The sequence below is a fragment of the Colwellia sp. KS18-150 genome (assembly GCF_057551365.1).
In genome coordinates, this window is the sequence record NZ_BAAJMC010000002.1 from 437,043 (window position 1) to 457,446 (window position 20,404).

Genomic DNA, 20,404 nt, shown 5'->3' on the forward strand with positions numbered 1-20,404 from the left:
TCAATAGTTGGATAGCTTGTTATGAAAAAAATTATCATTCTTGGCGGCGGTACCGCTGGCTGGATGACAGCTAATTTAATGGCTCAAACTTGGCAATCTCAACTGGCTAACCATGAGTTATCCATTACCTTAATCGAGTCACCCGACATTGGCGTTATCGGTGTTGGTGAAGGCTCGACGCCACAATTAAAAAGCTTTTTCGATAAAATAGGTCTCCAAGAGCATGAATGGATGCCCGAATGTAATGCCACCTATAAAAATGGCATATTATTTAACAATTGGACGCATCGTCAAGGGTTTACTAGTTACTTCCACCCTTTCACCTCAATTATTGATGCCCATACTGCGCCAGCTTTTGTGCATAATAGTCAGTTTAGACGTCAAGGTTATGATATTGACAGCCATGTAGATCGTTTCTTTTTAGCCGCAACGCTGGCAAAACAGCAAAAAGCACCTATTGGTAATGATAACTTCCCCTTTGATATTAGCTATGGCTATCACTTTGATTCGATATTATTGGGTAAGTATTTAGGTAAAGTAGCCAGAGCTAAAGGCATAAATCATATCTGTGCCAAGGTAACTGAGGTATCGTTAACCAATGATGGTGATATTGAACAATTAACACTCGATAATAACGAACACATCAGTGCTGATTTATTCGTAGATTGTACCGGATTTGCTAGTCTGCTTTTACAAAAATCCTTACAAGTACCTTTTATTAGTTTTAAAGAAAATTTATTTAACGATAGTGCGGTCACTATTGCTACACCGCATAGTGAAGGTGAGAAGTTAAATTCTCAAACTATTGCCACTGCGATGAAATGTGGTTGGGCATGGGATATACCACTCACAAACCGCACCGGTAATGGCTACGTTTATAGTTCAGACTTTTGCACCCCCGAGCAAGCAGAAGCTGAATTAAGAGCTAAACTTGGCTTAACGGATGATAATATTAAAGCGAATCATTTACGCATGAAAGTGGGCCGCGTTGAAAAACATTGGCATCGTAATTGTGTCGCCATCGGCTTATCACAAGGTTTTATAGAGCCATTAGAGGCAACTGCCCTACACTTTGTTCAAGAAAGTATTGAAGGCTTTATCAGCGCTTATGACGCAGTGTACATGTCAGCCAATGCTGGCAGTAATAGCGAACTAGCATTACAACAAACGAGTTTTAATCAACAAATGAATGCCCGCTTTGATGGCATACGCGATTATATTGTTGCTCATTATCGCTTAAGTGATCGAGATGATACGCCTTATTGGCAACAAAATAGTGAAAACCCAAACATTTCTAATAATTTGAAAAAAATGGTTCAGGCCTGGTTAAAGGGTGAAGATTTACATAAGGTCATTACTCAAGCTAAAATTGTCAGCTTTTATCCGCCAGTGTCTTGGCATGCCATTTTAGCAGGCTATGGGGTTTTTCCAGAAATTAACCAACAACTGTCTTTTAACCAACAAGCAAATAAATATGATTTAGCCCATATAGATCAGTTTATTGCTCGCAGTGCTAGCAACTTTAAAGATCATAAAGTGTTCCTCAATAATCTCTGTAATAATTCCACCAACAAAATAGCGAATAAATAAGGTTAGCCATGTCAGTATCAGAACAAATAAATAACATCGTTATTGTCGGCGGTGGCTCAGCCGGTTGGATGACTGCAGCTATGCTAGCAAAGCAGCTTGAGTCCAAGGTAAATATTACTTTAATTGAGTCTGATAGTATTGGCACCGTGGGTGTTGGCGAAGCAACTATACCGCCCATCAAAACCTTTAATCGTATGTTAGGAATTGATGAAAATGATTTTTTAAAGCAATGTAACGGTTCAATAAAATTAGGTATTAGCTTTGAAAATTGGCCAGAGCAAAATCATCAATACTTTCACCCTTTTGGCAAGTTTGCGGTGGATTTTGACTATATTCCTTTTTCCTATTTCTGGAATAAACATAGAGCAGCGGGTAATGATAAACCCTTGCAGGATTATGCCAGCGCATGGCACTTAGCCAAGCATGACAAGTTTTCTCTGCCTGCCAAAGATCCAAAATCACTGTTTTCCGGCTTTGATTATGCTTACCATTTTGATGCCGGCTTATACGCAAAATATTTAACATCTTATGCTCAAAAGCTAGGGGTAAAACGCCAAGAAGGTAAAATTACTAACGTTGATAGCCATCAGCAAATTGGTTTTATCACCTCGGTAACTTTAGCAAGTGGTCAGAAGATTAACGGTGATTTTTTCATTGATTGTAGTGGCGCTAGCGCCTTACTGATTAATAAAACCTTGGATGTTAAATTTATCGATTGGTCAGAAAACTTATTATGTAATCGTGCTATTGCAATGCAAACGAGTCACATCAAAGCCATTAATCCTTATACTCGCTCTATTGCCAAACAATCTGGCTGGCAATGGCGTATTCCATTACAAACTCGAATGGGCAATGGCACAGTACACTGTAGTGAATTTATCAGTGAGCAAGATGCGATGGATGAACTAATGAGCAGTGTAGAAGGTGAAGTATTGACTGAGCCTAAAGTGATTAACTTTCAGGTCGGTTGCCGTGAAAAATTCTGGCATAAAAACTGTGTCGCTATAGGCTTATCTTCAGGGTTTTTAGAGCCATTAGAATCTACCAGCTTACATTTAATTCAGCGGGCAATTATGCGTTTAGTGTATTTATTTCCCAACAAGCAGTGTGATGAAATTAATACTAAGCTGTATAATCAGCAAACCATGGAAGAATATGAACATATTCGCGACTTTATCATTTTACATTATAAAGCGACCAAACGTGATGACAGTGAGTTTTGGCGTTACTGCCAACATATGGACATTCCAGAAACACTGCAAAACCAAATAGACTTGTTTTCAACCCATGGTCATTTAGATATCAACGGTAAAGATCTCTTTAAACAAGATAACTGGTTAGCGGTATTAACCGGGCAAAATATTTTACCTAAAACCGTTGCGCCAATTATGGCTTATAAGCAAAAAATTGATTTACCCAGAACAATGAACTCTTTCTATGACAACATGACTAATACAGTGAAATCGCTTCCTAGTCATGAAGCCTACTTGAAAAAATATTGTCCCTTTTTAACCTAGTAAATATAAGAATTACTTTATGAAACATATTACCCTAGCAGAGCAAAAATCTTCTCGTTTAATTTACGGCTGCATGCGCATTGCCGGCGATAATACCCCTCAAGATAGAGCCAAAGGCAAGCTCGCCATTCAAGCCGCACTAGATGCAGGTTATAACCATTTTGACCATGCTGATATTTATGGCGGTGGTGAATGTGAAAGCCTTTTTGGTGAAATTTTAGCAGAGTCACCGTCATTGCGTAATGACATTATTCTGACCTCAAAAGCAGGTATCCGAGTGGGTGACACGCCAACAGTTGGCGACCCTAAATGTTATGACTTCTCTGATAGCTATTTAACAACCCAAGTAGAAACATCATTAAAGCGATTAAATACCGATTATTTAGATATGTTTTTATTACATCGCCCTGACTATTTATTTGATGCTAAGCAAGTGGCTGAAACATTAATGAATTTAAAAGCCAGTGGTAAGGTAAAACATTTTGGCGTCAGTAACTTTAGCCCGTCACAACTCAACTTATTACAATCCGTATTAGATGAGCCACTGTTGGTTAACCAAATTGAAATTAATATTCACAACATCAACAGCTTCACTGACGGCACCTTAGATCAATGTCAGCAATTGGGTATTACTCCTATTGCTTGGTGCCCACTTGGTGGCGTTGTTTATCCTGCCTGGGGCAATACTTTTTCACCGACAGATGAAGCACGTATCGACAGCGAAATAAACCAACAAGCTGCCAAGTATGACTGTCAAACTTGGCAGTTGATTTTGGCTTGGTTATTAAAGCACCCTGCTAATATTAGTCCAATTATTGGCTCAACCACGCCAGAGCGTATTGTTGCCGCGAAGAAATCACTAGCTCTAGATTACAGTCACGAAGATTGGTATCGCTTGCTAGAAGCGAGAAATGGTCATGAAGTGGCTTAATTCCCCCTAACCTACGTTAACATGTACTGCTAAGTCCTCCCCTGCAGTACATGTCTAAACTCCCCTGATGCCATACCTTGATTTAACAACTCCTCTGACAATCACTCTAGAATAAAACATAACACTCCCTTGACTTTATGAATTACAAGTGTAATCTATAGTTATAAATTACATCTGTAATCAATGGGTCTAGGTTCCACATGACTGAAATTAGTAACGCCGAATTTGAAGTATTAGAAGCACTTTGGCAACAATACCCTGCTAGTGCCACCGATATTATTGCTCGCTTAAATGAACATAAAGCTTGGCATGATAAAACCGTAAAGACTTTATTGAACCGCCTAGTTAAGAAAGAAGCAATTAGCTTTGAGAAACAGCAACGTCATTATATTTACTCACCATTACTAGAGCGTGAAGCTTATACATTAAAAGAGAGTAAGAGTTTAATTGAGCGAATGTTTAGCGGTAAAGTTGCCCCGTTAGTGGCAGGATTTGCTAAGCAAAATGATTTAAATAAAGAAGACATTGAAGCATTAAAATCATTAATTTCACAGTGGGAAGAAAATAATGATTAACTTACTCGCCTCTTCACTGCTGCCATTAACATTGTTACTCATATTACTGTTATTAATTCGTCACCCTTTGCGCATGAAAGCTGACGCGAATACTTGTTATGGCTTATGGTTGTTATTGCCCTTGGCATTGCTACTCTACAATATCGAACTACCATGGCATCATGTTAGTGAGCTGAGTAATGACAGTATACAAAGCTACCTTGTTCAACCTAGTGAAGAGTTTAAGCAACATTTAAATGAAAATAACCTTGTGGTTGTAACTTTAAAAACCTTATGGATTGTCGGATTTATCAGTATGTTGCTCTACTGGTTTGCTATTCATGTCAATTTTAAAAAGTCACTAAAATTGCGAGCAATTGAAAATGATAAGCTAGCAAGCTCATTGAAAACTAGCATTCCTAAGACTTTGCCTGTTAAACAAAGCCACCATATTCATAGCCCTATTTTATTAGGTTTATTCCATACCATCTTAGTTATTCCTGAGGATTTTACTGAGCTTTATAGCCCTGAGCAGCAAGAGCTGATCATTGCTCATGAAGTTTGCCATTATTCTCACCACCATATGTGGGCGAATCAAGTAGCGCTATTGCTCTTAGCGCTATTTTGGTTTCACCCATTAGCTTGGCGAGCTTATGCTGCATTTCGCCAAGATCAAGAGCACTCCTGTGATGAAACTGTTCTGGCGCGCAAACAGACTGAATCGAGGATCCAATACTGTAAAGCATTAGTGTTAGCGGCTGAAACCTCACCGCCTAATGCCTTTACCTTAATGAGTTTTAAACACAATGGAGATAAACACTTTATGCTTAATCGAATTAAACAAATTAAAGCCATGTCAGTGACAAGTAAATTATTCGCTAATACCAAATTTAGCTTAGTAGCACTGATTTCCACCGCATTACTTGCAGGCGTTAGTTATGCAGGTAATCATGTCAATAAAGATAAGGTCATTGAGCAAGCACGCATTGATGTTCACCCTGTCTATAGAGTTGAACCTAAGTATCCTATAAAAGCCGCTCAACAAAACATCGAGGGCTCTGTAGTATTAAAGTTTGATGTCGAATCAGATGGTAGTGTTAGCAATGCAGAAGTGGTCAATGGTAAACCTGCTTATGTGTTTGATAAAACCGCATTAACCGCTTTAAAGCAATGGCGCTATCAAGCGACAGGTAAAGTAACTAAGAACTTACTAGTGCAATTAGACTATTTAATGGATGACTCGAGTACACAACCTGAGCCACTGATGGAGAGAATTAAAGTCACGCAGTAAAGTCAATTTATTGTTGAAACTAGCAAAGTTAATCGTTAAGTTAGCCAATAAACCAAGCCGTTTGTCTCTACATATATACCAACGGCTAGTTTATTAATAATAATTTATCTTAACGATTAAGGAATGTTTGTGTTCACCACTCAACTTGCTAACAGTGCTGAAAAAAGTACTAGCACCACGCTTAACCCTGCAAATTTATTACAAGAAGAAATTGACCAAGTTGCCAACATATACAATGTAATCATTGAGTTTTTTACTAATTATAGTTTTCAACTAGTTGGCGCTCTAATTATTTTCATTATTGGCTATATATTTGCCGGTAAAGTATCTAACTGGGTTTTAAAGTTATGTTTACGACACAAGCTTGATATTACCTTAAGCCAATTTTTATCAAACACCACTAAGATGCTGGTGGTGGTGATGATAACCATTGTTGCGCTTGGTAAATTAGGTATCAGCGTTACGCCATTTATTGCCGCTATTGGTGCAATTTCTCTTGGTGCAGGTTTGGCCTTACAAGGATTACTTGCCAACTATGCCGCCGGGTTTAACATCATTCTTATTAGACCTTTCGTCGTGGGCGATACTATTACCGTTCATGGTGTCACAGGCGTGGTAGAAGAAGTTTTACTGGCTTACACCTTATTAAAAAATGAAGATGATGTGATTATTACTATCCCTAATAAGCATATAGTTGGCGAGATATTACATAATTCACAGCATGACTCATTACTTGAGTTATCTGTAGGTATTTCCTATGACCATAATCCATTAGAGGTGGTAAAAATCTTAGAGAAGACAATGTCATCCCTTGATATCATCGGTGAAAAAGGAAAACTACTCGTTGGTATTGATGAGTTTTCAGATAGTGCTATTACTTTAGGTATTCGTTTATGGACGCCAACTATCAATCTTTATGAGTCAAAATATAAAGCTTATGCTGCAATATATACTGCACTCGATGAAGCTAAAATCCATATACCTTTCCCACAACGCGATGTACACATACACCAAGTCACTCAATCATAATAAGATCACTAAAATTAACTGTTATTTTGCTTATAGTCCTTAAATAAAGCAGTGATCTGTGAAGACTTTCTTAGGCCCATCATACGCATTGATGTCATTACACCAGCCATCAATGCACCGCCTACGCCTGCGGTAATAACATCTGCACCAGTCATATATAAATTTTTGACCGGTGTTTCTGTGTGCAGAAAAGATTTATTAAATCTATCAACATAATGATCAAGACCGTAAATTTCCCCTTGGGTATTTAGTTGATAAAACTGCGTTGACAAAGGAGTTGATAATTCATAAAAATCGAGCGCGTCACGTAATTGTGGCTCTCGTTTAAACAGTTTAGCTAATAGCTTTTGTGACAGCTGCTCTTTATAAGCTAAGTAATCATCACCACGCTCATTCCAAGTAGTACCTTGCCATTGCTCGAACCACTCCATATGTGTTACTGACACAATTTCAACGGTAGACTTATCAGGAAACCTAGACTCCCACAAAGGATCTTTACTCGATGGGAAAGAAATATAGACTAGTGGTAATTCTGCATCTATATCTTGAATACTCCCTTGAGAAAATTTTGCTAAATTTCCTTCATGATCGCCATTTGGGTATAGCCATAAATTAGTGCTTTTTAATTTTAGCTTTTCTGTATTGCCTTTAAAGCCAGCATATAAGCAAATAGTGCTACTTGAATACTCTACCTCTGTAGTCCATCGCTCAACGTTATGCTTTTGACGACTAGCAAGTGGTAACAAGCGTTTTACCGTATTCATAAAGCCAACATTACTGACAATTTTATCTGCTTTAATTTCACTACCGTCCATTAGACGTACGCCATAAGCTTTATTCTTTTCAATCAAGACTTCATCAACCTCGGCAAAGGTAAACACTTCACCGCCAGATTTTTGAATAGTTGGAATGATTGTCCTAGCAATAGCAGCCGCACCACCCACAGGGTAAGCCGCACCAGCAAGGTAATGCTTAACAATTAAGGCATGCATTAAGAATGAGGAATCTTTGGGTACTTGACCATAATCTCCCCATTGCCCAGTCAACACAGAGATCAATTTTTGATTGTCCGTTAATGATTCAAGTACATCACGAGTGGTTTGAAAAAAGGCTTTTGGGACAAGCAAAGGACGAATTTTATTATAAAGTTTAGCTAACCAAGCTGGCAGTACTTTACCGGCAAAAAACAGTGGTGTTTTTCGGCTCATCAATCTTACCAGAGCAACATACTCACGAATGGTTTGTTCTTCATCGGGAAAATGACCGATCAAACTTTTAATGAAATTTTCACGACCAGCAACAAAATCAAACTCTTCATTTCCAAGCACAATGCGATCGTACACAGGATCCATTTCAGCCCATTGTAACCGCCCTTCACTGATGACATCGAAAATACGACGCAGTGTTGAATGCTCTTTATGTACTTCACCAATATAATGCACACCGACATCCCATTCGTAGCCTTTTCGCCAATACGCATGAGTAAATCCACCGGCAGTATAATGCTGTTCCAGTACGCAAACTTTTTTTCCTAAGAGTGATAGCAGAGCAGCATTTGCTAGCCCTCCTATGCCAGAGCCCACGACGATAACATCGTAATCCTTAGCTAAATCTTCTTTTCTAAATCGTCTGCCAGTACGCACCCTTACCTTTTTAGTGTTGTTTTCCTTTTTAGTTTCTGGGGTAATTTTTTCATCTGGCGATGTTTCAGTTTTTTCACTTGTTTCTATCATAATTATTTTGTGAAAACCTATTTATTAGTGTCTTAAGAAACTAGCATGGTTACTAACTGACCACAAACTAATCGATAGTGCACTATATGAATAGAGTAAACCACGAATAATTGGTTAACCAATAACTGTAATACATCTAACTAACACGAATAAAAAGTCCAACTCGATTCAAGCTAAATGAATGTTTATCACATTCAATATTCATAAAAGATCAATTAATGATCTATATTTAAATAGTAGAAGCAAGATATAAAACAAGGGAAACCAAACATTAGCTCAAGTCTTTTAAAATAGGGCTTATAGCGAAGATATTTCATAAACCAAAACAAGCCACATCACCAATTAAATAGATAAACAATGAATTCAAAACGATTTTGGTAATAACAAGTGGTTGACAACTACTATTTTATTGGTTAGTTTCTATGCAGGACGATATATAACTAAATATATTTTTCATTACTATAAGAAAGATAAAGAAACACGTTTGGGAGAACAAAATGAAACTGAATAAAATTAGTGAAGCACTAAATAATTACAGTAAAGTGTCTTTAAAAAGAACGATTTGCACAACCGCTTTAGTATCTATGATGTCTGCGACGGCTTTTGCTGAAGAAGCAGCTCCAGTAGAAAAGAAAGATGATATTGAAGTCATTGAAGTAACGGGTATGTTAGGCAGTATGAAAGCCGCAGCTCTTGTTAAGCGTACAGATGGTCGTATTGTTGATGCTATCGTTGCAGAAGACATTGGTAAATTACCAGATAACAACATCGCTGAAGCATTGCAACGTATTACTGGTGTATCAATCAACTCAGATTTTGGTATTGGTGAAAGCGTGTCTATCCGTGGTTTACCTCAAAACCGCGTTGAATTAAATGGTCGCTCAACTGTAGGTGATTCACGTGACGGTATTAGTCTAGATGATTTCCCATCAAGTTTCTTAAAAACAGTTGAAGTTGTTAAATCACCTACTGCCGATATGATTGAAGGTGCCTTAGGTGGTACTGTAAGCATGAAGACTGTTCGTCCATTAGAGCTAGATGAATTAACTGGCGCTATGTCATTAGATTTTGAATATGCTGATAAAACAGAAAACTGGGCACCTATCTTTAGTGGTTCAATTGGTGATAACTGGGATCTAGGCAGCGCCGGTTCATTTGGTGCTATTGTTATGCTTGCTTACCAAGATCGTGAAATTCGCCAAGATCAGTTTATTGAACGTACTTTATTCAACGATATTGATATCGATGGTGAAACAGGTAACCCTGACAACGGTGAATTTATTGTAAGAGATCAACATACAGTTGAACAATATGTAGAAAACCGTGAACGTACCGCTTTAAACCTATCACTACAATGGGCGCCTGAGTCTGGTGATGGCATGGTATATCTTGATTTAAATGGTACTCAACGCACAGGTAAACAAGCAGGTACTTCTATTATTGGTGTTGGTGGCTCTTTGGTTACAGATTCATCAACCACTGCTGATAGCACAGGTCAAATAAATAATTACACCTTAACAAATGAGTTCGCTATTCCTAAAACATACAGTGACTTCCGTGAAACTGACTCTTTCTCTCATGCCCTTGGTGCTGAATGGAGTCTAACTGATACCATTATGATTTCAGGTGAAGTATCTATCGCATCTTCAGAGAGCACGCAACCTGATTCTGAATTTACTTTACGCCCAATCATGAGAAGTGAATTCGATGGTACAGAAGATTCGCTTACTAACTACAACTATGATGGTGTTTTCTCACAAAGTGGTGATAAATTACCTAGTATTATTCACTCTCAATCAGATGCTTACACTAACCCAGACGTATTAGCATTACGTACTTTTAAAAGTGAACTTGACGAAACATCTAATGATGAAACGGCTGCACGTTTCGATATCGCAATGGATGAGCCATTAGGTTTAGAATGGCTATCTCAACTAAAAGCAGGTATTCGTGTTACTCAACGTGATTACAGCTTTGAATCTTATAAAGAAGAAGTTAAAGATATTTATAAGAATGCACATCATGTCGGTGGTGATAATGATGGTGAATTAGCTACAATATGGATTAATGACTATAACGCTGCATTCCCAGGAAGCTTCTCTACAAATACTTATGCAAACTCTTTTGATCAAATTGGCCTATCTGGTCAAAACGACTTATTAACATCTCAAATTTATCACGGTTTAGATAACCCTGCTAATGTTTACAGCCAATTACAATCATTATTAGCTGGAACAGATATGGCTATCACAGGAAGCCTTCGTGATAATCAAGAATTTCAAAACGGTGCGTTCCGTGAAATTTCTGAAGATACGGCTGCCATTTACTTATCAGCTTACTTAGATTTTGATGATATCACTGCTATTGTTGGTGGTCGTTATATTCAAACAGATCTTGAGTCTTCTGTAATTCTTGATGATGCCAAAGTAACTGGTAAAAATGATTACAATGACTTTTTACCAAGCTTAAACGTAACTTATACACTTAATGACGATACATTAGTACGCTTTGCTGCGGCTAAAGTAATGCGTCGTGCTGATTTTAGTGAATTAAGCCCTGCGTTTGATGTTAACAATGACATCACTAAAGCAACACAAGGTTCTATTGATCTTGACCCATACCGTGCAACTCAATTTGACTTATCAGTTGAGCACTACTTTGGTGAAGGTAACATGGTATCTTTCGCCTTATTCTACAAAGATGTTGAATCTTTCTTAAGCAGTGAAAATACTTGTGTGGCTGATTCATCTACTTCTGGTCAAAACGTTACTGAGTGGTACGCTGTTTGTACACTTGATAGCGCTGGTGTAGATAACCCGAATATGGAATTCCACACTAATTCTGATGATGCCGCTGGTATGGCATACGTAGAAGGTTTACGTGATTCAGGTTTAACCGGTATTGATACTACTAAAGACACCAATGGTGAATCTGGTAAAGTGCAAGGTTTCGAAATTGGTTACCAACAACACTTTGACTTCTTACCTGGTGCATTTTCTGGTTTAGGTTTAAGTGCTAACTATACGTATGCAGATAGTGAACAACCAACCGTTGAAGGCGAAAATGTTAGACCATTACTAGAGATTTCAGAGCACACGTATAACTTACAAGGTTTTTGGGAATATGAGAGCTTTGCTGTACGTTTAGCGTATAACTATCGTTCTGATTACCTATCAACAGAAAATGAAAAACGTGTTCTTAACTTCTCTGATAACTACCGTGATTCACGTGGTCAATTAGATATGTCAGCAAGCTGGGATATTAATGAGAACTTCACTGTTGTTGCTAATGCCACTAACTTAACAGGTGAGCACTCAGTATTCACAAACGAATACGGTAGCGCTTGGAGCTATACTGAAGCAGATCGTCGATACACTGTTGGTGTTCGCGCTAAGTTTTAATGCTTGATAAATAAAAAGAGTCTATAAATAATAGGCTCTTTTTATCAACATTTTAACCATAATTCATTTCACTATTAGTGGTAAACACCAATAGTGAAATGGCTTTTTTAGGAGAAAACAATGTCTATGAACGCAAAGGTAGTTATTATTTCTGGTGGCGGTAGAGATATAGGCAAAGCTTGTGCAATTGATGCAGCTAAAGCAGGTGCTAATGTTGTTTTAACCTATCACGCAAGCAATGAAAGTGCCCTATCAGCCGTTAAAGAGATTGAAAGCCTCGGCTCAAAAGCTATCGCTGTTCAGGCTGATCTTACCAAACAAAGTGATGTTGATACCGTAATCAAAACAACCATAGAGTCATTTGGTCAAATTGATTCATTGGTACATGTTTCAGGTGGCTTAATAAAGCGTGTAAAAATTTCTGAAATGTCCACAGAGCACTGGGACAGTGTTATGGATGTTAACCTAAAATCACTGTTTATGATGTGCAGAGCTTGTATCCCTTATATGAAATCAGGCAGTACCATTGTTACTTTCGCTTCTCAAGCTGGTAGAGATGGCGGTGGCCCAGGAGCTGCAGCTTATGCTACATCTAAAGGTGCAGTAATGACATTTACTCGTGGTTTAGCAAAAGAGCTTGGTCCAAACATCAGAGTTAATTGTGTTTGCCCCGGCATAATTGATACTGGCTATCACGATAAGTTTACCCAAGATAATGTCCGTAAAAATGTTGCCGGTGCAACCGCATTAAAACGTGAAGGGGATGCTGAAGAAGTGGCTAAGCTAGTTTCATTTCTTACTAGTGAAAATTCTTCTTATATGACAGGTAACTGCATAGATATAAATGGCGGCTTACTCTTTTCTTAGTAAGTTATTAATAGCCATGTTTTTAAGTTCTAAAGATTAAACATAAGGTTAGTAGAATGTTTCCTAAATGAAGTCATTTAAGGATTATTCAACACTTTACTAACAGATCACTTACCTAAACAAGTAAGTAAATTTACGTAAGCAATTTACGTAACTAAATGCCAAAGCAATCGCTTTCACATGATTCGATACCTATAAAATTGTTAGCTCATTGAGCATTATCGACATTAACGGCGGCCTATAGTTTCATCTGGCTAATTAAAGAAAAATAAACAAAAAAAATAATATACAGCAATAGCGACACACTCAGAAGTTTACTAACTAAAGCTAAATACATTAGTTGCAGTAACAAAACGTAATAATAACGGCATCAATTAAATTAAAAAATTTAAATGCCTATTAAGTACTTTTTTCATAGATAAAAGAATAGAGATCTGGAGAACAACAAGATGTTGAAAAACACTAAACCACACTTTTTACTATTACTTATGGTATTTGCCCTTTTTGCCTGCACCCAAAGTAAAGATGCTCAAGTAGCGAACAATCTAGTAAGTAACATTGAACAGTTTAACCAAGTGGTATCGACCGCAAAACCGGGAGATGAAATTATACTTGCTGACGGTATTTGGCGTGATGTGGAATTAGTATTTACCGGTAAGGGCTTGGCGGATAAGCCAATTACATTGACCGCACAAACCCCAGGTAAAGTAATTATCACAGGTCAGTCTAATTTAAGCTTTTCAGGTGAATACCTTGTTATCTCAGGATTAGTCTTTAAAGATGGATCAACCCCAACCGGCGAAGTTATCTCATTTAGAACCTCAACTGAAGAAGTTGCCAACCATTCTCGCGTCACGAATACCGTGATTGATAATTTCAGTACCATTGATCGCCCGATGTCAGATTTGTGGGTGGCAATGTACGGTAAAAACAACCGTTTTGACCATAACTCGTTAGTGAATAAAAGAAATCGTGGAGTGACGCTTGCCGTTAGAATGAATACTGAAGCAAGTCGTAAAAATAATCACCTCATTGAGTACAACTACTTTGGCCCAAGACAAATTCTTGGTTCGAATGGCGGTGAAACCTTACGTATTGGCACCAGTCATTTCTCTCGAGAGTATTCTAACACCACAGCGCAGTACAACTACTTTGACCGTACTAACGGTGAGCATGAAATCATTTCAAATAAGTCCAGCGGCAATGCGCTAATCAACAATGTCTTTTTCGAAACGCAAGGCACACTAACCATGCGCCATGGTCACTTTACCAAGGTGGAAGGGAACTACTTTTTAGGTAACCGTAAACCCAATACTGGCGGTATTCGTATTATTAACGAAAGTCAGTCGGTGAGTAATAACTACATGTACGGTTTAACGGGTCAGCGCTTGCGTGGTGCACTTGTTATTATGAATGGCGTACCTAATTCACCGCCTAATCGCTATGACCCAGTGATTGATTCGGCCATGAATAACAATATCGTTATTGACAGTGACTACATTGAACTTGGGGCTGGTGCCGATGAAGAGCGCTCAGCGCCGCCAAGTACGTCAGAGTTTAAAGGTAACATCATTTTAGGTACCTCGAATTTATCGCCGTTCACGCTTTATGATGATATGTCAGGTATTGAGTTTGCAGGTAACTATTTAAATGAAGAAGCCAGCACCGCCATTGAGTCTGGTTTTTCTGCGACGCCTTATGCTGTCACAGTCAATAAGCACGGCCTTAAATCACCGTCACAAGCACTACTTGATGAAATAGGTTTTGGGGAAGTGAAATTGCCAGTCACTAAACAAGAAGTGGGAGCGAGTTTTTATCCTAAAACGGAAGCGGTGATTGCCTTTAACAGTGGTAAACACATTGCAGTACCTAGCGGCACTAACACCCTATTAACGGCATTAAGCGAGAGTCAAGCGGGGGATATATTAGTACTTGAAAACGGTGGTGAATACTTACTGACAAAGTTTGCACAAGTTTATCATCCAATCACTCTGATGGCGAAAGCAGGTAAGAAGCCGGTTATTCGCTCTCAAAAGCCAAACTTCATTAATATAGAAAATGGCGGCGCACTTGCGCTTGAAAATCTTTGGTTCGACGGCGCTGAGTCACCGGACTATAAGGGTAATAACGTCATTAGTACTAGCAGTACTTCGATGAATATTAATTACAACTTATCGGTACGTAATATTAAAGTCACTGATTTAGATGTTAATGGTTATTTTTACTTCTTTAAAGCCAATGCTGGTACGTTTGCTGACACGATTGAAGTTCTTGACTCAGAATTTATTAATGTGACCGGTGCAATTTTGCAATTGAACCGAGAAGTGGATGATCTGGGGGTTTACAGCGTTGAGAACTTAACCATTTCGGGAAACACGTTTACGGATGTTAAAGAAGAAGTGGCTACAGTCTACCGAGGCGGTCGAGACGAAAGTACCTTTGGCCCTATTGTCACGGTAACTAACAATACCTTATCAAATGTCGGTAAAGGCTCAACCCACCGCTCAGGTGCATCCATGTATTTTCATGGCGTGCAACGCTTGAATATTTCCAATACAACCTGGAATGAAAGTGCACCCTTGGAGCTATTCCTTACTAACGGTGGCCCCATCACGGTTATCGAAGACATCGTCCTTAAAGATACCGATAACATTCGCGCAAACCATGACGGTTATCAGGCAACGAATGTAGTTAACAATTAAAGGTTTAATTCCCATTACCCTAGCTGGTGACTAACAAAAAAGTGGTTAGTCACCTTCAGCAAAAATATATCCACCTCCCCTGATGAACACTTTTGATTTAGGAAAAACATGAACAACAAATTAAACGGAAAAAACGTGCTTATTACGGCAGGCGCGCAAGGCATTGGTGAAGCCATCACCAAGCATTTTATTGATAGCGGCGCTCATGTCGCTATCCACTATTTTTCCAGCGCAGAGACTGCCAATAAACTTATTGAGTATGCAAAAAGCAAAGGACAACAAGCCATTGCTATTAGCGGAGACTTAACCAAAGAAGCGCAGGCAAAAACCTTGGTTGAGCAAACGGTTGAAGCACTAGGGAGTTTAGATATTTTAATTAATAATGCCGGCTCTTTAGTTGAGCGTCGATTACTCACCGACATGGATGAGTCGCTTTGGCATAAAGTGATGGATATTAATTTAACGTCAATGATGTGGGTCTCACAAGCCGCAGCACCTTATTTAGGTAGGAATGAGCACAGTAGCATGGTGAATCTTGCCTCACTGGCAGGTCGTAAAGGGGGGCATCCCGGCTCTTTAGCCTACGCTACTAGCAAAGGGGCAATACTAACTTTTACCCGCGCATTGGCAACAGAGTTAGGTGCACAGGGTACTCGGGTGAATGCTGTTGCTCCTGGACTTATCTTGGGTACTTCCTTTCATAACACTCACACCACAGAAGAATCCGCTAATCAAACTATTGCTGGCATTCCCATTGAACGAGCAGGTAATGCTGATGACGTTGCCAGAGCCGTCACCTATTTAGCTTCAGAATATGATGGCTTTATTACCGGCGCAACACTCGATATTAATGGCGGCGTTTACAACATGTAGTCATTGATGAAACACGATAAAATTATTTTTGAGAAAGTTATTATGTCCAGTATTATTAAAGCGTTATTAAGTTTTGGCCCCGCATTTTTAGCCATCGGTTATACCATAGGTACCGGCAGTGTGACTGCCATGATAGTGGCAGGCAGTACTTTTGGTATGCAGCTATTGTGGGTATTGTTATTAAGTTGTCTTTTTTCTGGGGTACTTATTTATGCCTACGGAAATTTTGCTTTAGTAACAGGTGAAACGGCGCTTTATAGTTTCAAAAAGCACCTCAAATTTGGTAAACCGATGGCAATTCTCATCATTATTGGCGTCTCTTTTGGTCAATGGAATTCACTAATGGGCATACTGGGTATTTCTGCCAATATCCTCTTTGAAATGATTGCCATGTATTTCCCTTCGGTCATCCCACATAAGTATGCTGTCGTGCTCAGCATTGCGGTGTTAGTTATTAGTATTATGTACGCGATATTACTGATTGGTAAATATTCATTATTCGAAAAAGTGTTAGTGATTTTTGTCTCCTGTATGGGGTTATCCTTTGTTTTATCGTTATTTGTTGTTCATCCATTACCGACGGAAGTGGTCAGGGGGTTATTACCTGTTATTCCTGAAGTAGAAGGAGGGAAAATGATGGTTGCTGCCTTTGTGGGTACGACGATGGCTGCGGCAACTTTCTTATCAAGGCCTTTGTTTATTCAAGGTAAAGGTTGGACGATAGACGATAGAGGGCAACAGAAAAAAGATGCAATTGTTGCTGCTATTTTAGTGTTTATCATTAGCGCCTCGGTTATGGCCGTGGCGGCAGGCTCATTATTTCATGAAGGCGCTAAAGTCACTAAGGTGTTAGATATGGTGACGGCCTTAGAGCCCATTGCCGGCAAAACTGCCTTAACTGTGTTCTTTTTTGGTACGTTAGCTGCAGGATTGTCTTCGGTATTCCCATGCATGTTAATTGCACCGCTACTAATTGAAGATTATCGCTCGGGGAAACTCGACACTCAATCTAAACAATTTCGCATCATCACCGGTGTTGCGGCTATTTTTGCTCTGACAATTCCTGTCTTTGGGTTTAACCCAATTAAAGGGCAATTATTAACCCAAGTTTTCAATGTCTTTGTACTACCTTTGGTTATCTTAGGGATTATTTTAATGATTAATAATAAAAAACTGATGAGAGAATATGCCGCCGGTTATTTGCTTAACTTTGTATTAGGGTTAGCGTTATTATTCTCAGTGATCATTTCTTATAACGGCGTTTTAGCCCTTATTGGTTAGAATTGGTGAATGAAATGATAGTGATCGTTTGTGGCGTATCAGGTACCGGCAAGTCGACTATAGGGAAACTATTAGCTGAAGAGCTGTCTTTGCCTTTTTATGATGGTGATGATTTCCATCCCGAGGCTAATGTCCGAAAAATGACAAGTGGTCAGGCGCTTAATGATGAAGATAGACAGCCTTGGCTTGAAGAGCTTTCTGCGTCATTAGCTTCATGGGAGCTTACTGACGGTGCCGTGCTAGCTTGCTCGGCACTCAAAGAGTCTTACCGTGAAATACTATCATCAAAATGTTTGCATAATATCACTTGGCTTATGCTTCAAGGCTCAAAAACATTATTAACTGAACGATTAAACTTACGCACTGATCATTTTTTTAACCCCGCATTACTGGCTTCGCAACTAGAGACTTTTGAGTTACCAAACTATGGCTGGCTTATAGATATACAGCAAACACCAGAAGCAATAGTAAAAAATGTTGCTCTGCGTTTATCCAGTCCGTGACCTGAGGTTACCATAGTCGCGTTATTTTCTAACCAAAGCGTATTCTTTTATAAAAATATAATTACTTTTGGTAAAGCCACCACCATAAAAATTTTGTTAGAAATGTATAACTAGACTGAAAAAACCTTAATGTCGTCACATTAACTCCGTAGATATAAGTACTTAAAATCAATACGTTAACTTACCAGCATATTATTAACTCTCTATTTCACACTCTTTAGCCAATTAAATTACCAACCAAAAACATTCTTATTACCAATACCAAACAATTGGTTGACACTTAACTGTGTTTTGGTTAGTATTTGGTTGTTCCTGATTGTTAAGAGTTGTAAATAGACATTTAACTTCCAGTGGGACGAAATAGTGGTAAGTATGATGCTGACCATGAGCTCATTTACCACTATTTCGTTTGATAGATATGACATATGAACAAACTTTGATTTTCAGGTTTTTCAATGTTGCTAATTTACTGGAATCATCCAACTAAAGAAGTTAATGAAGATTTAGCTTTATTGGTTACATAAATCAGACATTAATCTGGGCTTTGGTGAAAGTATTCACTCTCAGATAAACATTAATAATATATTTAGGAGTTAGATATGAGCAAACCTACTATAGGTTTCATCGGCCTTGGCCTTATGGGTGGAAACATGGTTGAAAACCTACAGACTCGTGGTTTTCAAGTAAACGTAATGGACCTTAACAAAGATGCTGTTGCAAAAGTTATTGCTCGCGGTAATGCTACTGAAGTTTCTTCAGGTAAAGAACTAGCTGAAAAAAGTGACATAGTAATGCTTGCCCTTACTACTTCAAAAGTTGTTGAATTAGTAGTTTACGCTGAAGACGGTATCTTAGCTGGTATGACTGAAGGGAAAACTCTTATTGACTTCGGTACTTCTATTCCTGATTCAACACGTAAAATTGGTGCTGCTCTTGCTGAGAAAGGCTGTGGCATGATTGATGCTCCATTAGGACGTACTCCTGCACATGCTAAAGATGGTTTATTAAATATCATGGCTGCTGGTGATATCGATACTTTTAATAAAGTTAAGCCGGTATTAGATGAGCAAGGTGAGAACGTATTCCACCTTGGTGCACTTGGCGCTGGTCACACAACTAAGCTAATCAATAACTTTATTGGTATGACTACGGTTACTGCGATGTCACAAGCATTTGCTGTAGCAAAAGCTGCTGGAGTTGACGGACAACAGTTATTTGACATTATGTCAGCTGGTCCTTCTAACTCACCATTCATGCAGTTTACTAAGTTTTACGCGGTAGATAACGAAGAAAAATTAGGCTTCTCTGTTGCTAATGCCAACAAAGATCTTGGTTACTTCAACCAAATGGTTGCTGACCTAGGTAGTGAGTCATTAATCGCTCAAGGTACTTCAGCTAATTTACAAGCTGCTGTTGATGCTGGTTTAGGCCAAAATGACGTGCCAGTAGTTTTTGATTACTTCAACACTAAGTTTTCGAAGTAAGTAAATGTTTTGACATGTAGAATTGATGGGATTGTAGATTTTCTGCACTCTTTTTAGCCCTTCATTTGAAGGGCTTTTTTTTATCAAAAATTTCAATTAAATTCATTTAAAGTAAGTCGTTTACCTTAAATCATTGATAGTTAATTAAAGCAATGTAGAATGCTTCCCTGCCCCTCAGGTATTGTGAACTCACCCTGCCATTCCTAGTTAAAACTCTATTAATCTTCTATGATTACCTAACCCCAACTCGGGATAAAAAATTTAACTAATTACCTGTTCCACGATCCGATCTTTCCACAAGAAAACAGAATGATATTAAGAAATAGGTATGAATAAACGAGTTGAATATGCAGTGGTGTTGATGATTTTTGTCGAGTATGTATTCCCGAACTAGAAAAGCAACTTATTGCTGACGGTAGTCAAAAGCGTCGACGCACCTTTCGAATGTTAAAGAATGAAATTATGACGATAATTATCGCCTTTCATGAGGTTAATACTGAGCAATTGACCGATATTTCAGCTTCGATTTAAAGGCTTATTTATTGTCTGCTTGTCTTTCATTGAACTATCTCAAGCGCTCTAAAATCTTGCTCTAAGGTTTGTTAATGTCATTCAAAAATTAGTTAAAATGCTGACAGCTGCTATTTA

The 20,404-nt window shown here is 38.5% G+C and carries 14 protein-coding genes and 1 pseudogene; 14 read left to right on the top strand and 1 reads right to left on the bottom strand.

Annotated features, from left to right (window positions below):
• The first annotated feature begins 21 nt into the window (after positions 1 to 21).
• From AC27IF_RS05135 to AC27IF_RS05160, 6 genes are all read left to right on the top strand, one after another.
• Positions 22 to 1,590, top strand: a complete 1,569-nt coding sequence (locus AC27IF_RS05135; RefSeq protein ID WP_487052663.1) for a tryptophan halogenase family protein — start codon at positions 22 to 24, stop codon at positions 1,588 to 1,590.
• 8 nt (positions 1,591 to 1,598) lie between these two features.
• Positions 1,599 to 3,107 (top strand): tryptophan halogenase family protein, encoded by a 1,509-nt coding sequence (locus AC27IF_RS05140; RefSeq protein WP_487052664.1) that lies wholly within the window; start codon positions 1,599 to 1,601, stop codon positions 3,105 to 3,107.
• A gap of 19 nt (positions 3,108 to 3,126) precedes the next feature.
• Positions 3,127 to 4,038, top strand: a complete 912-nt coding sequence (locus tag AC27IF_RS05145) for an aldo/keto reductase (RefSeq protein ID WP_487052665.1) — start codon at positions 3,127 to 3,129, stop codon at positions 4,036 to 4,038.
• 200 nt (positions 4,039 to 4,238) lie between these two features.
• Positions 4,239 to 4,613, top strand: coding sequence for a BlaI/MecI/CopY family transcriptional regulator (locus tag AC27IF_RS05150; RefSeq protein ID WP_487052666.1), 375 nt, complete (start codon positions 4,239 to 4,241; stop codon positions 4,611 to 4,613).
• Positions 4,606 to 5,883: a M56 family metallopeptidase gene (locus AC27IF_RS05155; RefSeq protein WP_487052667.1), complete on the top strand. Its 1,278-nt coding sequence runs from the start codon at positions 4,606 to 4,608 to the stop codon at positions 5,881 to 5,883. Before AC27IF_RS05150 ends, AC27IF_RS05155 begins: the two co-directional genes overlap by 8 nt.
• A 129-nt stretch (positions 5,884 to 6,012) precedes the next feature.
• Positions 6,013 to 6,912: a mechanosensitive ion channel family protein gene (locus AC27IF_RS05160; RefSeq protein WP_487052668.1), complete on the top strand. Its 900-nt coding sequence runs from the start codon at positions 6,013 to 6,015 to the stop codon at positions 6,910 to 6,912.
• Between the two features lie 14 nt (positions 6,913 to 6,926).
• Here the strand turns inward: AC27IF_RS05160 and AC27IF_RS05165 are convergent, their stop codons facing one another.
• Positions 6,927 to 8,645, bottom strand: coding sequence for a phytoene desaturase family protein (locus AC27IF_RS05165; RefSeq protein WP_487052669.1), 1,719 nt, complete (start codon positions 8,643 to 8,645; stop codon positions 6,927 to 6,929).
• Positions 8,646 to 9,142: 497 nt separating this feature from the next.
• Between AC27IF_RS05165 and AC27IF_RS05170 the strand changes: the two genes are divergently transcribed.
• The 8 genes and pseudogenes from AC27IF_RS05170 to AC27IF_RS05205 form a co-directional block, all read left to right on the top strand.
• The gene (locus tag AC27IF_RS05170) at positions 9,143 to 12,046 is read left to right on the top strand and encodes a TonB-dependent receptor (protein WP_487052670.1); all 2,904 of its coding nucleotides are present in this window, start codon (positions 9,143 to 9,145) and stop codon (positions 12,044 to 12,046) included.
• A 120-nt stretch (positions 12,047 to 12,166) separates the two neighbouring features.
• Positions 12,167 to 12,913, top strand: a complete 747-nt coding sequence (locus AC27IF_RS05175; RefSeq protein WP_487052671.1) for an SDR family NAD(P)-dependent oxidoreductase — start codon at positions 12,167 to 12,169, stop codon at positions 12,911 to 12,913.
• Positions 12,914 to 13,401: 488 nt separating this feature from the next.
• Positions 13,402 to 15,615: a polysaccharide lyase 6 family protein gene (locus tag AC27IF_RS05180; RefSeq protein WP_487052761.1), complete on the top strand. Its 2,214-nt coding sequence runs from the start codon at positions 13,402 to 13,404 to the stop codon at positions 15,613 to 15,615.
• A 108-nt stretch (positions 15,616 to 15,723) separates the two neighbouring features.
• Positions 15,724 to 16,488 (top strand): SDR family NAD(P)-dependent oxidoreductase, encoded by a 765-nt coding sequence (locus tag AC27IF_RS05185; RefSeq protein WP_487052672.1) that lies wholly within the window; start codon positions 15,724 to 15,726, stop codon positions 16,486 to 16,488.
• Between the two features lie 42 nt (positions 16,489 to 16,530).
• Positions 16,531 to 17,769: an Nramp family divalent metal transporter gene (locus tag AC27IF_RS05190; protein WP_487052673.1), complete on the top strand. Its 1,239-nt coding sequence runs from the start codon at positions 16,531 to 16,533 to the stop codon at positions 17,767 to 17,769.
• 14 nt (positions 17,770 to 17,783) lie between these two features.
• Positions 17,784 to 18,272, top strand: coding sequence for a gluconokinase (locus tag AC27IF_RS05195; protein WP_487052674.1), 489 nt, complete (start codon positions 17,784 to 17,786; stop codon positions 18,270 to 18,272).
• Between the two features lie 599 nt (positions 18,273 to 18,871).
• Positions 18,872 to 19,756 (top strand): NAD(P)-dependent oxidoreductase, encoded by an 885-nt coding sequence (locus tag AC27IF_RS05200; RefSeq protein WP_487052675.1) that lies wholly within the window; start codon positions 18,872 to 18,874, stop codon positions 19,754 to 19,756.
• 328 nt (positions 19,757 to 20,084) lie between these two features.
• Positions 20,085 to 20,242, top strand: a pseudogene (locus tag AC27IF_RS05205) (IS982 family transposase); the annotation flags it as partial.
• Between the last annotated feature and the right edge of the window lie 162 nt (positions 20,243 to 20,404).

What these genes read in the sequence shown, in the direction of transcription:
- AC27IF_RS05135 (WP_487052663.1), top strand. Translation starts at nt 22, where the DNA reads ATGAAAAAAATTATCATTCTTGGCGGCGGTACCGCTGGCTGGATGACA.
- AC27IF_RS05140 (WP_487052664.1), top strand. Translation starts at nt 1,599, where the DNA reads ATGTCAGTATCAGAACAAATAAATAACATCGTTATTGTCGGCGGTGGC.
- AC27IF_RS05145 (WP_487052665.1), top strand. Translation starts at nt 3,127, where the DNA reads ATGAAACATATTACCCTAGCAGAGCAAAAATCTTCTCGTTTAATTTAC.
- AC27IF_RS05150 (WP_487052666.1), top strand. Translation starts at nt 4,239, where the DNA reads ATGACTGAAATTAGTAACGCCGAATTTGAAGTATTAGAAGCACTTTGG.
- AC27IF_RS05155 (WP_487052667.1), top strand. Translation starts at nt 4,606, where the DNA reads ATGATTAACTTACTCGCCTCTTCACTGCTGCCATTAACATTGTTACTC.
- AC27IF_RS05165 (WP_487052669.1), bottom strand. Translation starts at nt 8,645, where the DNA reads ATGATAGAAACAAGTGAAAAAACTGAAACATCGCCAGATGAAAAAATT.
- AC27IF_RS05170 (WP_487052670.1), top strand. Translation starts at nt 9,143, where the DNA reads ATGAAACTGAATAAAATTAGTGAAGCACTAAATAATTACAGTAAAGTG.
- AC27IF_RS05175 (WP_487052671.1), top strand. Translation starts at nt 12,167, where the DNA reads ATGTCTATGAACGCAAAGGTAGTTATTATTTCTGGTGGCGGTAGAGAT.
- AC27IF_RS05180 (WP_487052761.1), top strand. Translation starts at nt 13,402, where the DNA reads ATGGTATTTGCCCTTTTTGCCTGCACCCAAAGTAAAGATGCTCAAGTA.
- AC27IF_RS05185 (WP_487052672.1), top strand. Translation starts at nt 15,724, where the DNA reads ATGAACAACAAATTAAACGGAAAAAACGTGCTTATTACGGCAGGCGCG.
- AC27IF_RS05190 (WP_487052673.1), top strand. Translation starts at nt 16,531, where the DNA reads ATGTCCAGTATTATTAAAGCGTTATTAAGTTTTGGCCCCGCATTTTTA.
- AC27IF_RS05195 (WP_487052674.1), top strand. Translation starts at nt 17,784, where the DNA reads ATGATAGTGATCGTTTGTGGCGTATCAGGTACCGGCAAGTCGACTATA.
- AC27IF_RS05200 (WP_487052675.1), top strand. Translation starts at nt 18,872, where the DNA reads ATGAGCAAACCTACTATAGGTTTCATCGGCCTTGGCCTTATGGGTGGA.